The following is a 17,680-nucleotide window of genomic DNA, read 5'->3' as shown; positions in this document are numbered from 1 at the left end:
GGGGATTATTTTTATTCATTTAACTTGAAAACTATCGCTTCAAAACCTTCAAAACCTTCCTCAAACGACTCGTTTCCAGCACACACACATATACGCCCGACTGCAAATTGCAAGATTCATAGCGCACCTTGTAAGTACCAGCAACTTGCGGTTCATGTTCCAAAAGTTTTTTCACCTGTTTGCCCGATACATCATAGACCTTCAATGTCACCACATCCTCTTCCGCCAAATAATAGGCAATGGTCAAATCATCAAAAAATGGATTGGGGAAAACAATCAAATCTGTTTTGGCAGTAGTCAAATTTTTATCTAATTGGGCAGCCAAACTTTCATTCACTTCAATCGCTTCCCCTTCCGCAATTGCAGGAGGTTCTTCACACACTTCAATAGATGCACTGAAAATGCCCCCTGTTTCGGCTGAAAAACCAGGCTCCAAAATCACATATTCCCCCACTTCAAACCCCACATTTTGACCATTCAACACCTCCACACTTCCACCGCCTGTCAAATTTCCCGCCCGAATAAACGATTGCACTTGTGTTAATTCTGGAAGCGCATTGTCGTTTTCATATTCAATGAAAACCGTTTCGGGGCAGCAGTTTGCGCTTTCTACTACGCTAACAGTAGCCATTGAAGTACAGCCGTTTTCATCGGTAACGATTACCGTATAATCAGCTGCAATCGTAGCCGTAATTTCTTGTTGAGCAGAACCTGTATTCCATTCATAACTCACAAAACCAGCCGTAGCCGTCAAAATCGTTGTCCGTCCATTGCAGAGTTCTAATTCTCCTGCAATTTCTACACTCGGTTCAGGTTGTACAATCACTTGAATTTCGGCCCTTTCACTTTCACAACCATTCACCGTTTGGCTCACATAGAAATAAAAAGTTCCTGCAACGGATTGGTCGGGAATGGGTCTGATTGGAGAACCCACACCTCCCATTGCAGAATCGTACCAAAGCAAGTTTTCACCCATTGCCTCCAAATCACCGCTATCATTCATGACTTCAATCGTTCCTGTCATACCGAACTGTGCATGTGGAATACATTCATAAGGATATACTCCCTCCACCAAACCAGTTAGCGTATAAGTTGGATTGTTGCTGTCCAAAGGAAATGCGTCCCAAGCGATTGGGTCAGAAAGTGATTGTGTAGGATGGCTGCCTGCAATTTGCTGAAACAGTACATCGTCACCTTCTACAATCGTCAATTCACTGGGTTTATAAACTGGTCCGCCATCGCCCGCCGTAACGGTATGCGTCACTTTGTCTCGGCGGCAATAATAGGCAGGACTTGTGACCATCGGCATTTCAGGTGCAGCCGCTTGTGTAATTTCTACGCTAGTTCTCGCTATACAATTGCTACCATCTTCCACCGTCAAGGTATATGTTCCTGATTGATTTACTTCAATTTCTTGGGTGATTGCACCCGTATTCCAACTGTAAGAGGAGAAACCATTTGGGCCTGTCAATGTGGTCATATTGCCATCACATATCGCCAACTCGCCTGTGATTTGAATTTCTGCCAAACCGCCCGTTATTTCTATTTGATTGAAGGCAGTACATTGGTTGGCATCGGTGACAATGACTGTATAAGTGCCTGAAAACAAACTATTAGCAATGTTTCCTGTGGTTTCATTTGCATCATTCCACAAATAAGAATAAGGAGATAAACCTCCTGTGACACTTGCTTGAGCCGAGCCATCATCAAATCCCTGACAAGTGGCTTGATTGACATTCATGAACTCTACCGCAAAATTTACGTCGCAGCTACTCGGCTCTACCGAAATGCAAATATCACCATCCAAAGAATTGAAGAAACTACTGATTTGAAGATAGTAAGTTTGATTAGGAATTAAGTCTATTGCCGATAATACTTGCCCTTCGTCACTGCAAAACAATTCGGTCAAGTTGCCACAAGTACCTTCAAAAAGGGTGATGACATCCGAAAAATTGGCTTGGGTAAGAATCGTTGCGCCACCATCGGCAGGAGCTTCAAAAGAGTACCAAATTGAATGATCAGACTTGTCGTTGAGGCTTGGAATAGGGCCGTCAAAAGTTGCGCCTGTGTTCGTGCCAACCACACATTCAGCGTTGATAGTTAGCGGTATAGCATTGACACACAAATCGTTGGCAGGAGGTGCAGTTGGTGGATTGGTGGTTCGAATTTGCAGGCACAAATCCCCTTGCAGTTTGCCAAAAGAATTCCCTATACCACTGATTCTCAAGTAATAGGTTTCACCATTGTTCAAGCCAGATATTTCGGCATATTCTCCATCAAACCCGTAAATATCTTCATTGATGCAATGGATTTCGGTGAAATTGCCGCAAGTTCCCGAAAAAACATTCACTAAATCATCAAAATCAGCTTGAGTTTCAACAATCACACTGCCCGTTGCAGGGGCTACAAAAGTGTACCATATTGCCGACCAAGCACTATCAACGCAGGCTACCGTTGGACCTTGAAATATTGCTCCAATGTTGCTGCCCACAGTGCAAGGAATGTCTAAGGCAATCGGAGTGGCATTGCTGCAAAAGTCGTTGATGGGCTGCAATGCGCTGATTTTGAAGTTGTCAATTCCTGCCCAGTAGGTTCGGTAGCCATAGCCGTTTTCATTGCCGTCAATGGCATCGCCATCGCCATATTCAAAAATGACTCGCATGGTTTGGTCTCTGTATTCGCTGATGTCTATACTGGCGTGTACGTAGTCATTGAAGTAGTTGCCGCTGAAATTTTGGATTTGATAGGTAGCAATTGGCGTAATTTCGCTGCCGTGTTCGAGCAAGACATTCAGATAGTTGCGGTCGCCATAATCTCTGAAATGGATGTCGTATTGTAATTGCACATCCGAATAGTTGCGTCCGTCAAAAGAGGGAGAAAGCAATTGGTGAATCGAAGGTAGCTGATTCCAACCGATAGAATAATCGTCAAAATAGGCCATGTTGCTGCCTTCAATGCTGGTTTCGTCCGAAGCATTTGCAGGGCAAATTCCAAAGTTCCATTCTCCTGGCCCTGTTATTGCATTTTTACTCCAACCTATTGGTGTCGTACCATTGTTGTCATTGAAGTTTTCCAAAACGAGATAGGTTCGGTTGTCTGTGCCATCTATTTCGATATTGTCCAAACCAATTGACCCCGAATGAGTTCCTCCGTCATTGAAGTAAAAGCGAATGCTCATATTGGCATTGATATAGTCGCTTAAATCGACTTTGAAGTGTCTTGAAAGCGGATGATTACCTTCAAAACTATTTTCGTCAATGGTAAAAACGGTTTGAAAGGCTGTTCCGTCAAAAACTTGCAGTTCAAAAGTGGGTGTTCCCTGCGAAAAGTTGAAGAAATACGCATCAAAATCCAAATATACCGTAGAATAAGAGGATGCGTCAAAATTGGGAGAAGTGAATTGAACAGCAGATGCAGGGGCTGCTGCTCCCAGAGAGTCATCGCTAAAATAGGCGATACATTCTGGCACTATGGTTTCGATAAGATCGGGAAGACTATCGGTTTCCCAGTTGGCTGCGCCTGTGATAATTTCGGCGGTCCAACTATCGGGAAGTTCTTCGCAATTGTTAAAGTATTGACGTATAAGCGGATCGCTGTAAGCGGCTGTAGAATAGAAGAGAAGAGTTATGGTATATAGTAGGATTAGCGATTTACAAAGTACATTTTTGGGCTTCATACAGAGCTAATTTTATAGTTACTTGGGTGGTTGGTAAAGTCATCATTGCTGTTACTCCTATCAAATGACATGCTAAAAGATAACATTGTAGAAAAAAAATAGGTTTTACCTTCTTATATTCTCAAAATTCATTTGATTCATGATTTAAGAAGAGTTTAAAGATTTTGAAGGGAAAACCAAAATAAAAGCAATAAAAAAATAATTTGATTTTTTTCTATAATATTAACACTCAAATTAAAATTATCTTTTGTGTATTTTCTTTAAGTGCTTGATTTGCAATCACACGCAAATATACTATTTTTGTTCTAAAAATTGACTTTTTTCAACACAGACCCTTTTACTCTGTCACTGCAATGTCGAAATTTGATTTTTTCCACAGCATGACTGCAAAATAAGTAGTAAAATTGTGCTTCAAAATCTACTCAAATCAAATACAATATGATGCCAATAGACTGCATTAGAGATGGTATCGCCGAATATGCTCCAAGACCTTCAAAACCTTGGGACAGTCGGCGAATTGCTCACCTATACAATCGTATGGGATTCGGTGCCAATTACCAACAAATTACGGCTGCGCTTTCTATGAATCCCGCTGATTTGATTGACCAAATCATTGACAACGCGATTAAATTGCCTCTTGCGCCTAAGCCTTACTGGTCGGAATGGACTACAGACCCAGTGAATGATTATGCAGATGGGGAGACAATGGATATGAGTTTTTTTACACAAATTAGCAATCATCGCAAAGAATGGACAATTCAGTGGCTGAATGATATGTTAATCAATGGCTTTCGAGATAAGTTGATCCTGTTTTGGCACAATCATTTTGTCACCCAATTCAGCACCTATAATTGTTCGTCTTACCTCTACAAATACTACAAAGTGTTGGGGGATTATTCTTTAGGGAATTTTCGGGATTTTGTGTACGAAATCGGTAAAACACCTGCAATGGTGCAGTTCTTGAATGCTGACCAAAGCAATAAATACCACCCCAATGAAAACTATGCACGAGAGCTATTGGAGTTGTTCACCATGGGTGTGGACAATGGTTATACACAAGCCGACATTGTAGCCATTTCCAAGGCATTAACGGGTTTTCAGGCGAGAGGTTGCCGTGACACAGAGTTTCGCCCCGATTATTTTGATACGGACGACAAAACGATTTTTGGACACACAGGACCTTGGAACTACGACGATGTACATGATTTGATCTTTGAATACCGCCCCAACAATGTTGCCACCTATATCTGCACCAAGTTGTACCGCTATTTTATCAGTACAGACGTGGACACGACGATTGTAAATGAGTTGGCTACTACCTTCAAAAACAACAAGTTTGAACTGGCCCCTGTATTCAAACAACTTTTCAAAAGTGAGCATTTTTTTGACGACAAAAACATAGGTGTTCGGATCAAAAGTCCTACACAATATTTCATAAGTTTCATCCACCAAGGAGGTTTTGAATATGACGATAATCTGCTGAATGGCATACGAAGTGCCTGTGAAGTATTGGGGCAGTATTTATGGGAGCCAATTGACGTAGCAGGCTGGCAGGGGCAGCGTTCGTGGCTCAATGAAGATACTCTTACCCGACGTTGGGACTTATCAGAGCAATACCTGTTCAATGATATTTCCAGTATTTCATTGGACAATTTGGTAACTTTGGCAAAAGCTGTTTCAGGCAACTCCAATAACCCCGCTTATGTCACCCAAACATTTGTAGATCACTTTTTGCCTTTGGGCTTCAATGATGCCGAGGCTTACATCTCTGCAACAAATGTTTTCAAAGGTGAAATTCCTCAAAATTATTTCGATCAAGAATTTTGGAATTTGGATTGGTCAGTAGCTGGTGAACAGCTACTTGGTTTGCTTGTCTATTTGGTTCGACAGCCTGAGTTTCAGCTTTATTAAATTGTTTTATTGCTCAATGGCTATATTGTTGAATTGTTATTGTTTAAATCAATTCAGCAATGAAACAGTGAAACAATTCAACCATAAAACAATACAACAATGAAACAATCTAACAATAAGAATAAATCTCGTTTTGGCAGCAAATTAGAACACGGCAAAGCCCACGAACAAGAACACAAAAGTTGGAGTCGGCGTGATTTTTTGTATTTCACAGGCTTGGCAACGATTGGCGGTAGCATGATGCTCAACAACATTCCCGTTGAAGCTTTTGGACCATCCCCTTTGATGGGAGCATTGAGCAATGCCGAAACAGACCGAGCTTTGGTATTGCTGCGCTTCAAGGGCGGTTCGGATGGTCAAAACATCGTAGTGCCGATAGGTCAATATGATTTGTATTCGGCATTTCGCCCCAATATTGCCATTCCCAATGATAGTGACAACATGATTTCTTTGGGGGAAGGGGCTTTTGGCATTCCGAAAGTGAGCATGACCCCTGCTGGTGAATTGTGGGATGCGGGTAAAATGAAAATCGCTCACAGTGTGGGTTATCCGAATCAAAATCGTTCACATTTTCGCTCGACCGATATTTGGGCCTCGGCAAGTGACTACAATGAGTTTGTCAATTCGGGTTGGATAGGTCGCTATTTGGAGCAAGAATATCCCGCCTACTTCCTCGCACCTCCTAGTTTTCCCGCAGCCATCAAAATTGGCACACAAAACGACATGATTTTTAGAGGTGCGTCTAATCCTTTGGGTTTGGTATTCAATAATGTAGATGAGTTTTACCAAATCGCTCAAACGGGGCAACTCTATGGGACTGATAACCTGCCCGAATGTTTGTATGGCGAAGAGTTGGGTTTCATTCGTGAAATGTCCAACAATACTTTCCGCTATTCGCAAGCCCTCAAAGATGCCTACGATAGCTCTTCAACGGATGTGACCTATCCCAACAATGACTTGGCGAATCAATTGTTGATTGTTTCCCGATTGATCAAAGGGCGTTTGGGCGCAAAAGTGTATATGGTCGAAATTGGTGGATTCGATACACACTCCAACGAAATCAACGACTTACCCATTCTATTAGACCGTTTTTCTACTGCGGTCAAAGCATTTTATGATGATTTAGGTTCGGATTTTGAAAATGAGGTAATGACCATGACTTTCACCGAGTTTCACCGACGGATTGACGAGAATGGCTCAATGGGAACAGATCATGGTGAAGCTGGCCCAATCATGTTGTTTGGTGGCGGATTGCAGGGCAATGGCTTCATTGGTCAAGCTCCCAATTTGGAAAGTACCGAAAATGGCGGTGATGTGCGAAGTGGTGCGTATTTGGAACACCATACCGATTTCCGTTCGATTTATGCGACTTTGCTGCAAGATTGGTTGTGTATTGATCCTGTGATTGTGGATGCCGTTTTGATGGACAATTTTGCAAGGATTGAAAACATGGTGGATGCGTGTAGTCCTGGTGCAGGTTCTAACAATCAGGCGGTTTTGTTGGGCCATGAGCCTGTGAAGGGTGAAAACGGGGCAATTTATATCAAATATGCGATGCTTTCGGCGGGTACGGTTCGCCTCCATATTTTGGACAGTGCGGGTACAGAGATTGTATCGCTGCAAAATGGTTTTCAGGAGCGTGGCAGCTACAAGGCTTTGTTTAGACCGAGTGACCACGGATTGCCAAGTGGGGAATATGTGTATCAGTTGGATACGGGTGGTAGGCGAATGGTTAGGAGTGCTTTGGTGGTTTTTTAGGATTTTGATATTTGAACGCTACGAAAACACTTCTCTTAAAAAAACGAGGGATACCTACTCGATATCCCTCGCCAAAAAAATCAAATACAATTAATTACTTAAAGAGTTCATTTACTTCACAACCACCAACTGCTTCACAACCGTTACCCCTTCCGCAACCATTTGCACAAAATAATTTCCTGCAACCAAATCATTCGTTGACAACTCCAATGAATTTAAACCTCCCTTATAAGATTTATCCACAAGCGTTTGCACCATTTTCCCCGTTTGGTCAAAGAGCAAAATACGAACAGAAGAAGCATCTGAAAGATGGTACTTCAATGTGGCAGAACTATTCGTGAAATTCGGTTGAATAACCAAATCATTCTGTAAAATTGCTGAAACATCTGCATTGATAGGCAAGGCGATGTTGCCACCAGCATTGTTCACATAGGTAATGATAATCGGACTGCCATTGAATACACCATTTGTAGGAGCAGTGACAGAACCAGAATAGGAAGCACAGAAGCCAAAAGTTTTGTTGCCGCCTGCAGGAATATTGGCGTTCCAACTCAAATTGCTTGCCGTATAGTTATTCCCCGAATTGCTCCAATTGGCGTTCCAAAGATTGTTGATATTTGCATTCAAATTAAAGTTCAAAGTCCAACCGTTAATGTTTGCATTGGTATTGTTGATTATCTTTACAGTGGCACAATAGCCTGTATTCCAAACATTGTCGACTGTAAAAATCACTTCTACATCGCCACCACCTGTTGTTGGTTCATTCACCGTAATGACTTTGCTTTCTGTATCACTGCCTCCATTTCCATCATTGACGGTCAAGGTGACGGTGTAAGTTCCTACATTATTGAAGGTATGGCTTGGATTGCTGCCATTTCCTGAATTTCCATCGCCAAAATCCCAATTGTAAGTCAAACTTGCACCGGTTGGAGAACTGGAACAATTGGCATTGAAGTTAACAACCAAAGGTGCTGTTCCAGAAGTGGATGTTGCAGAAAAACAAGCAGTTGGAGTCGAGGAATTGACTACAATCGTTAAAGTAGTAGAGTCTGTGCCTCCATTTCCATCATTGACGGTCAAGGTGACGGTGTAAGTGCCGACATTATTGAAGGTGTGACTTGGATTACTGCCAGTACCTAAATTGCCATCCCCAAAATTCCAAGAGTAGGTCAAACTTGCACCTGTTGGAGAAATCGAGCAATTGGCATTGAAGTTCACAACTAAAGGTGCTGTTCCAGAAGTGGGTGTTGCAGAAAAACAAGCAGTTGGCGTGGAGGAATTGACGACAATCGTTAAAGTAGTAGAGTCTGTGCCTCCATTTCCATCATTGACGGTCAAGGTGACGGTGTAAGTGCCGACATTCGTGAAGGTGTGACTTGGATTACTGCCAATTCCTGAATTGCCATCCCCAAAATTCCAAGAGTAGGTCAATGCATCTCCGTCTGCATCACTCGAACCTGAGCCATCAAAAGCTACTGTCAAAGGTGCAAATCCCGATGTAGGTGTTGCCGTTGCAGCAGCTACGGGAGCGTTGTTGCCGCCTCCGCCAGTAGAACCGTTGGGTTCTGTTCCCCACGCCAAAACGCCATTGCAGTAAACGGTTACTTTGTCCCAAGTTTGGAAAGAGGAATGGTTCATATTATAGGAATAGTCGTCTGTTTCATCGTAGTTTGACCAATTCGTTTTTGCAAAACGGGTTTGCACTTCGCCGCTATTGCCGCCAGCCGAAATCGAACCTGCATTTGAAGTAAAACCGACTTCCAGATAGTGGTCTGCTCCTGTTGCAGGGGTTGCCATTTCCACAAAATTGGTCGTAATTTTACTGCTGCCAATTTGAGCATAATCAATCCAAACATTTTGATTTTGTGTGCCTTCTTTGGTGTACCAATAGCGAATGGTGATTTCTTGAAGTGAAATGGGGTCGCTGCCTAAATTCTCCACCAAAAAATGCGCTCGGATTTGATTGTCGGCTGCAGCACCCGAATTGGTGTCAGGCGTTTTGTACTTCAATGATAGATTGCAGGTTATCAGGCTAACATTGATACCCGTTGTAGCAGTATCTATTCCACCATTGCCATCATTGACCGTCAATGTTACCGTATAATTGCCCTCGCTATTGTAGGTATGATTGCTTGTAACACCAGTGCTTGAAGTACCATCTCCAAAATCCCAATTGTAGGTCAAATTGTCTCCATTGGCATCTATTGAAGCCGAAGCATCGAAGCTGACTGCGAGAGGAGGCTGCCCAGAACTTGGTGTAGCAGTGAAGCTGGCAGTTGGGGCAGTATTGGTGACGTTTATGATAGCAGTTTCGGAGTCTGTTCCGCCATTTCCATCATTGACTGTAAGGATTGCCGTATAAGTGCCAATTGCAGTATAGATATGATTGGTGCTTACACCTGTCGCTGAATTTCCATCTCCAAAATCCCAAGTGTAGGCGAGAGCATCGCCATTTGGGTCTGTCGAAGCAGAAGCATTAAAAGCAACATTCAAAGGAACGCCTCCACTTGTAGGATTGGCTGTGAAGTTAGCGGTTGGAGGTTGTGGTGTTGCGTCAATGGCAGTAATGTTCACCGTTTCAGTGTCTGTTCCGCCATTGCCATCGTTTACGGTCAGCATCACTGTGTAAACTCCTGAGTTGTTGAAGGTATGGTTGGTAATGGCATCTGTGGAAGTATTGCCATCTCCAAAATCCCAACTGTAAGTCAAAACATCGCCGTTTGCATCGCTTGAACCCGAAGCATTGAAGGCTACAACCAAAGGAGCATTTCCCGAAATTGGATTGGCTGCAATGACTGCAATGGGTGGAGTGTTTTGATTGCCGCCTGAAGGCAGTTCACCACAAAGCAATTGTCCATCATTGTAAAACGGAATGCGTGGATTGGTTTGCAGGCTGTTGTTCATTGGAGTGTTTTCTGCAATGTAATAAGACCAGTCGTTGGTAGCATCCCAAGCTGCGGAAGGTGCATTGTTGGGGAGTGCGATTCGCAATTGGGCTTCTTTGTGGGATTCGGATTGACCGCCTGGGTAAATGCTGACGTTGTTGAAACAAACTTCCACATAATAAACCGTTCCATCCCAAAGAATTAAATCGGAAACAGTTGTTCCATTTGGAGCGGTATTGATGGTGGTGGTGTAGTCGTTTGCAGCATATCCATTGGCAATTCCTTCGCTAATATCCACAAAGTAGCGGTAACAAACTTGGTCGGTTTCTGTGGCGTGCCAAGCAGAATGATTGGTTGCCCACACTGCAACTTCTGTAAAAGTGTTGCTCGAAGCGTTGATTTTCGACTCATTGAAGTATTCATCACAAAAATCATAGGTTTCGGGTTGTGGAAAATCTGCAAGGGCAGTGCCTCCAAGTTTTCCGAGCAAATTCGCAAGCGCTCCTGTAAAACCCGCATTGTAGTCACAAGCGACTTCATTGGCGATGTAATCCGTTCTGCTATCCGTGTATTGGTCGTTGGCAGAACTCGGTCCTCCTACCAATGCACCGTACAAAATGTGCCGATTGTTGGTGGGCGTGTTAATGTTGTTTGCCCAAGAACCATGTGCGGTTCGGTGGTGTGGATTGATGGGCGGATTGTTGCCAAATCCACAAACGTAACTGCGGTTGTTGGGATTGCTGCCCAAAGTGTAATTGATTTGATTGACTCCAAAATCAAAATAGGTTTGGCTTTTGCTGGGGTTCGTGTTGGCTATCAATTCACTGTACTGCAATGCGACAAAAGCGGTATTGGCTGCATAACGCAAAGAACCCCAAGTGTCTAAATGGGCTTGTCCTCCAGGAGAATACGAGATTTGTTGGCCATTGTAGCCTGTTGTCCAATAGTCCAACCAACGCTCAGTGTCATCTTTGTAGCTTTGTTGTCCTGTCAATTGTGCCATCAGTGCGTAGCAACCATAGGCTTTATCATCCCAAGCGAGTGTCCAATGGTAGGAAGGAATATTTGTTCCTTGTTCGGTGCTTAGATTTTGGTATTCGGTTTGGGCTTTTGTCAACCAAGTGACTTGATTGGTAGCACGATAGAGCCAAATCGCTCCCCAAACCAATTCGTCTTGATAACCACTCCATGAATTGTAAAAGGAGGCGGCATCGGTGATGGCATCGGAGTATTTTCCTTTGTAGGTGTCTGCAAAATTGTAGAGTGCAATGGCATTGTCCAACAACAAAGCACTGTAAGTTGGGTCGTTGTCTGCAAAAATCATGCTTGCGGCTGCAAGGGCTGCTGCGGTTTCACCTGTCAAATCGGAACCTGGGTGGGTAGCATCTACAAAATAGGCGGGGCGGTTCATTTGCATTACTTCGGCTGGTCCCCACCAAGCATGGTCAGCACCGCCATTGCCTACTTGACCGTAAAATTTGTTGGTAGAACCATCCGTATTGCGAATGTGGCACTTCAAAAAATAGTCGCAAACATGGCGCAGATTGTCCTGCAAAATTTCCCATTGTTCAATGGATTCGTAGGCTGTTTGGTCTTCAATGCCACTCCAAGCCAACATCGTTGCGGAGAATGCCATTGGGAAGCCAAATTTTACATGGTCACCTGCATCGTACCAACCTCCTGTCAAATCCAAACCCACATCTGAACCATCCTCCAATCCTGAATCTCCTCGCCAATGTACTCGGTTTTCCTCGGGTAAAGTTCCTGACTGTTGGGCTTCGTAGAAAAAGAGGGATTTCTGCAATACTTCTCCATAGTTGTAATCGGCAGTTGGTGGAGGGTCGTTGGAAATGGTGACAGTTGAAGTGGCTTCGGTGGTCATATTTTCATTGTCTGTTGCCGACACGCTGATGGTGTAAGTGCCTATTGCAGTGGGTGTCCAAGTAGCTGAATATATATTGCCGCTTGTATTGGAGGAGGAAATGGGCGTATTGTCAATGCTGATGATGACATTGGTAATTGTTCCATCATTGTCACTTGCTGTTGCGGTGATGTCAACATCGTTTCCCAATTGAAGGGTAATGCCGTCTGCAGGGCTGTTGATGGTGACAAAAGGGGCTTGTGGGCCTGGAGGGGCGACATTGAAGGGATTCCAAAAATTGCCTGTCAAGGCAAACAAACTAATGACTCTTAACGTATTGCCAAAATAATAAGGCGGAGAATCTTGTGTGGCTACTGTTTCGGTGTAAACGCTGTTCAACAAGGATTGGTAACTGTTGTTAGCTCCCATCAAGGCAACTGCCCAAGTCGAAACGAAAGCGGGACTGTGGTAGGCTCCGCCAGTTCCGTTTTGCGGCAATGGGCCTCGTAAGTTGCTCGCTCCAACACCCTGCATCCATGCCGCCATTTTGTTACACAAAGCAGCGGCATCGGAATCGTTGTGCCAAATCACATCTGTTCCCATTCGCCAAGGATTGCGGCAGGCATCCCAACCGTATTCATTTGCGCCATTGCAGCTATTGGGTGTACCGTTAGGGTCGCACCAATTGCTGACCAAGCCTGTTGTTGGATGGGCATTGGCATTGAGCAAAGTATAGCTTGCTTGTTCGCAATTGTCCCAAAAGGTGGATTGGGTGGGTAGAAATTCGCCAAAGGCTTTGTAAAAAGCGGGTGATTGATAGGACGGATTTCTGCAACTGTTTCCAAATCCCCAATTGTCGCCATTGTTGGTTTGATAAGGGCCTGTGGCTGTAGTGGGTTGGATTTCGTGGTCTTTGATGGCGTTGATGAGGTCTGTGGCATCTGATTCGTAGTCGTGGGGTGTGATGGAATTGGGCCATTGATGGTTGGCAACCAAAAGTGCCATTGCTGCATCGAGTTCGGCATCGGTTGCCCCTCCCGAACCAATGATTCCTGAGCAACCATTGATTTTCCAGTTCATGACTCCATTGCCGTTTGCAAAATTTTTGTAGTAGTCCCAAAGTCCGTCAAATAGGGCTTTGTCAGCTGCATAAGCGGCCAACAACATCCCATAAGCGATTCCTTCTGATACGGTTTCGGAAGGGTTGTCGAACTTGACACGAAAACGCTCGGGTGTGCCTCCACAAGATTGGACATAGTTGGATTTCCAAGTGTTGTAGGCATTGGCGGCATCTTGGGCTTGTGCATAAGTACCACTTGTCGGTAAATTGGTGGGCATGAGTCCGTTTGGATAGGTGGTGTTGCTACCAAAGGGCAATGCCGCAATTGAGGGTGTGTTGATTTGGGCATTTAGGTTTGAAGGAACAAATAACAATGTGAAAAGTAAAAATAAGAATATACTGTAGTTGAGGTAGGTGAAATTTCTGGGCATGTGACAATATTTTGTATGTTAAAAAAAGGATTCGTTGACTGTATTTTATAGTCATTCGATGGTAAGAAATATAACCTTCTTCCATATCAAAATCAATACGCCAAATAGCATATTAATTGAATGACACTATCATATACATAGCAAAGAATAAAAATTGACATAACATAATAGCCTTTCGTTACAACAAGAAAGACTAATTATTCGATGAAGATAGCGGGGGGCGTGCTACTTTAATCTTATATAGGAAAATGTTTGTTTTGATGAAGCTATAACGGGGTGTTGCACTTCATTGGTTGCGAATATAAGGTTTTTTTTTTTGATAATATGGAGTTTTGTGGTGGGATAAGAGATTTTTTTTTGAATGGAGATTGATGAAGAAAAAGTTTTTTATTGGATTATAATTGCTTCAATTGTCCTAATAGACTTGTTCAGCACGATAATCAATGAATAATGAATTGTTGATAATATCCAATGATTTATTTTTCATGTTCAAAATACTCATAAACAGAAATTTTGAAAAAAAATCTTATAATGTGGCTATAACAATTGTTTTTTTCTTGGAAAATAATTGCACACAACAAATTATTTTTCACATAACCATTTCATAATCAAATCCATGCAAATCTAATCTTCTTGAGCAATATTTTGTTGTTTTAATTCTTTTAGACTTTGGACGAGGGAGCAGAGATGCGGGAAGTGGGACATTAATCAATTGATAATGAATAACTTACGATTAAATAATGAAAACAAGCAAATCATTGATTACCAAATCTTTACATCTTGCTTCTCGCTTCTCACTTCTTTCGTCCAAAGTCCAAAATTCTTTGCAGATTAAGAAAAACACTGCAAGTGCTACCTGCATTGAGCCAGATTTCTTCTTGTTGGTAGGGAGGTAAATTAGTGCCAAATTGTTGGTTAGTCATTCCTATCAACCAATTGAAAAAAGGATATTGTACCATCAACAAGCCGATTGCAGACAGCATAAAACCCGATAAAGTCGCTACTGAAAAAAAAGCAAATCGCTCCCTTGTGTGTTTGACATAGCGGTAGTAAATCCAAACAATTACCGTGGCAAAAACGATGAGTAAGAAGATAATAGCAAAAAGGAAGGTAAAGATGTTTTCCATTGAAAAGAGCTTGTTGTTTGATGCTTAAAGATATGGAAAAATCTTTGATTTTATTTCAAAGCTTTTTTATAGTTTGGGAAAAATGGGTGGAGAGAATACTACAATATTTATTGTGCTGTCTTCCTTAGGCATTTTTGCCTATATTTGTAAGCAAAACCAACAAGAAATCTATGAAAACCTTCTACTTTTTGACACTCTTTTTCGTCCTTCAATTCCACAATTCTATGGCACAAAATCGAATGACCAGCAATCCTTATGCTACCCGCAGTGAGGTAATCGCACAGCAGGGTATGGCTGCAACAAGTCACCCTTTGGCGACTCAAGTAGCGATTGACATCCTCAAAAAAGGCGGCACAGCCGTAGATGCAGCCATTGCCGCCAATGCTTGTTTGGGTTTGATGGAGCCTGTTGGCTGCGGAATGGGTGGAGATTTGTTTGCCATCGTCTGGGATGCCAAAACCCAAAAACTCCATGCCCTCAATGCCAGTGGTCGCTCTCCCAAGAGCCTGACTTTGGACTACTTCAAAGAAAAAGGCATCGAAAAAATCCCATCATTAGGGCCTTTGCCTGTATCCGTTCCAGGATGTGTGGACGGCTGGTTCGAACTACATGGAAAATTTGGCAAGATGCCCATGAAAGACATTTTGCAGCCTGCCATTGACTATGCCCGAAATGGTTTTCCCTTGACCGAGTTAATTGCCTACTACTGGGGGCGTAATGTACCCTATATCTCTAAGTATCCGAATGTATTGGCAACTTATACCATTGAAGGAAAAACACCCCAAAAAGGGCAGATTTTCAAAAATCCAGACTTGGCGAATACCTTAGAGAAGGTCGCCAAAAAAGGCAGAGATGTTTTTTATAAGGGCGAAATTGCGAAAACCATTGATGCGTTTATGAAAGCCAATGGCGGATTTTTGAGCTATGAAGATATGGCGAGTCACCATTCAGATTGGGTAGAGCCTGTGTCGACCAATTATCGGAGTTATGATGTTTGGGAATTGCCGCCGAGTGGTCAGGGCATTGCAGCATTGCAGATACTCAATGTTTTGGAAGCGTATGACTTAAAAAGTATGGGCTTTGGCAGTCAAGAATATACACATTTGTTTATTGAAGCAAAAAAATTGGCCTTTGAAGACCGAGCGAAATACTACTGCGATATGGACTTCAACAATGTTCCTGTCCAACAATTGATTTCTAAGGAATACGCTGCCGAAAGACGCAAATTGATTGATGAAAAACGGGCAGCTCGTACCTTCAATGCGGGTGAATTGGAAACGGGTGAAACGATTTATCTCACCGTTGCAGACAAGGACGGCAATATGGTGTCTTTTATCCAAAGCAATTATCGGGGAATGGGTTCTGGAATGTTGCCTGATGGATTGGGTTTTATCCTACAAGATAGGGGTGAATTGTTCAGTTTGGAGGAAGGTCACTTCAATGTTTTTGAACCCAACAAAAGGCCCTTTCACACCATCATTCCTGCTTTTGTGACCAAAGACGGCAAACCCTTCATGAGTTTTGGAGTGATGGGTGGGGCTATGCAGCCGCAGGGTCATGCTCAAATTGTAATCAATATGATTGACTTTGGAATGAACCTACAAGAAGCAGGAGATGCACCTCGTATTCGTCATGAAGGTTCGTCACAACCTACTGGCGAACAGATGAAAGATGGAGGTACTGTGTATTTGGAGAATGGATTTTCGGAAGAGGTCATTCGAGAGTTGGCAAAAAAAGGGCATCAAATAAGTTATAGCGTTGGTGGATATGGGGGATATCAAGCTATCTTATTTGATGCCGAAAATGGGGTGTATTATGGAGCTTCCGAGTCGAGGAAGGATGGTTGTGCGATGGGGTATTAATACATCAAAAACGCATCGGTAAAACCTCTTTTGTGAATCTCCAATAACACATTGTAAGCAGCATCGTGATTGGCTAAGTTTTTGATAATCACCGTTTGGCTTCCATTTGACTGGTTATTTACCTGCAATTGCCCGAGGTCTTTGATCACATCTACATGGTCTTGGGTCAGCATGTAAAAATCGCCAACATTCACCTTCAACTCCCTGATGCTAGCACCATCAATGACCTGAGTGTTGGTGTTCGTATTCATAGTGTTTGCATTTGCGGCATACATATTGTTAGAAGACTGCGAAGAAACCATTGAATTGGAATAATTGGGATTGCTGTAATCAAATTGATTGTAGGTCATAAAATCTGCTGGTTTTTCGGTACTTGTGGTGTAAGTTTCCAAAGACGCACTACTTGAGGTATTGCTATTCCAAGTATTATACATGTTATTGTTCCAATCTTGATTGGCTTCAAAATTCTGATCAGGTGCAAGGCCTTCACTTGGATTCAAGACCACTGTTCTACCCAATTTTCTGGGGCCAGGCATATCACTTCTTTCGCTCAAAATAGCATCCATTTCGATCAATGAAGGATTTTTGGCAATGACCACGCCACGGGGATCAATGAGGTAAGCCGTAGGAACTGTACGCAAGTCCCACATCATCAATTCATTCTCACCATATTCGTCCTGAATTCGGGCATTGTTTTTCCAAACCATATTGTAGTCTTCCACAGCTTCATTCCAGTTGGCTTCTTTTTCATCGATTGAAACACTGTATATCTCAAAGCCATTCGCATCCACGAAATTTGCGTTTTGGTATTTGTCATACAAAAGTTTGTAGTTGGTAATGTGTGGCTGAGAGCAAGGACACCAAGATGCCCAATAATGCAGATAAACGTATTTATTGCCCATTGCATAGAGGTTGGAAGTTGTATTGTAGCGATTTTGAAGCACCAAGTTGGGAACTCTATCTCCAACTTGCAAACCACCTGCGTTTTCGTCCAAATGGATAGCCTCTACTATCTCTTGACTATTGGCATTTTGAGAAAAGAAAAACATCGAAAAACAAAGTGTTGAATAGAAAAAATAATTCTTTAGTTTAATGATATAACTCATGGA

The 17,680-nt window shown here is 42.7% G+C and carries 7 protein-coding genes; 3 read left to right on the top strand and 4 right to left on the bottom strand.

The window, feature by feature from the left end; all coding sequences use genetic code 11:
- Positions 1 to 31: 31 nt before the first annotated feature.
- Complete coding sequence (locus tag R3E32_26870) at positions 32 to 3,676, bottom strand: T9SS type A sorting domain-containing protein (GenBank protein MEZ4888381.1); 3,645 nt, start codon at positions 3,674 to 3,676, stop codon at positions 32 to 34.
- A gap of 438 nt (positions 3,677 to 4,114) precedes the next feature.
- On the opposite strand from R3E32_26870, the gene R3E32_26865 reads away from it, so the two are divergent.
- Positions 4,115 to 5,587 carry a DUF1800 domain-containing protein gene (locus tag R3E32_26865; GenBank protein ID MEZ4888380.1) on the top strand — a complete coding sequence of 491 codons (1,473 nt, stop codon included), beginning with the start codon at positions 4,115 to 4,117 and terminating at the stop codon, positions 5,585 to 5,587.
- Between the two features lie 99 nt (positions 5,588 to 5,686).
- A complete protein-coding gene (locus R3E32_26860) occupies positions 5,687 to 7,345 on the top strand; it encodes a DUF1501 domain-containing protein (protein MEZ4888379.1) in 1,659 nt (552 codons plus the stop codon).
- A 111-nt stretch (positions 7,346 to 7,456) separates the two neighbouring features.
- Here R3E32_26860 and R3E32_26855 read toward each other — a convergent pair whose 3' ends face one another.
- Positions 7,457 to 13,582, bottom strand: a complete 6,126-nt coding sequence (locus R3E32_26855) for a glycosyl hydrolase family 8 (protein MEZ4888378.1) — start codon at positions 13,580 to 13,582, stop codon at positions 7,457 to 7,459.
- Positions 13,583 to 14,376: 794 nt separating this feature from the next.
- Positions 14,377 to 14,709 (bottom strand): hypothetical protein, encoded by a 333-nt coding sequence (locus tag R3E32_26850; GenBank protein ID MEZ4888377.1) that lies wholly within the window; start codon positions 14,707 to 14,709, stop codon positions 14,377 to 14,379.
- A gap of 170 nt (positions 14,710 to 14,879) precedes the next feature.
- Here R3E32_26850 and ggt point away from each other — a divergent pair, with 170 nt between their 5' ends.
- The gene (ggt, locus tag R3E32_26845) at positions 14,880 to 16,571 is read left to right on the top strand and encodes a gamma-glutamyltransferase (protein ID MEZ4888376.1); all 1,692 of its coding nucleotides are present in this window, start codon (positions 14,880 to 14,882) and stop codon (positions 16,569 to 16,571) included.
- Here the strand turns inward: ggt and R3E32_26840 are convergent.
- Complete coding sequence (locus tag R3E32_26840; protein MEZ4888375.1) at positions 16,568 to 17,677, bottom strand: TlpA disulfide reductase family protein; 1,110 nt, start codon at positions 17,675 to 17,677, stop codon at positions 16,568 to 16,570. The two genes, ggt and R3E32_26840, sit on opposite strands and share 4 nt — an antisense overlap.
- Positions 17,678 to 17,680 lie beyond the last annotated feature (3 nt).

The sequence above is a fragment of the Chitinophagales bacterium genome, from assembly GCA_041392475.1.
GTDB lineage: Bacteria > Bacteroidota > Bacteroidia > Chitinophagales > UBA2359 > JAUHXA01.
This window is presented reverse-complemented; position numbering and strand designations above follow the sequence as displayed.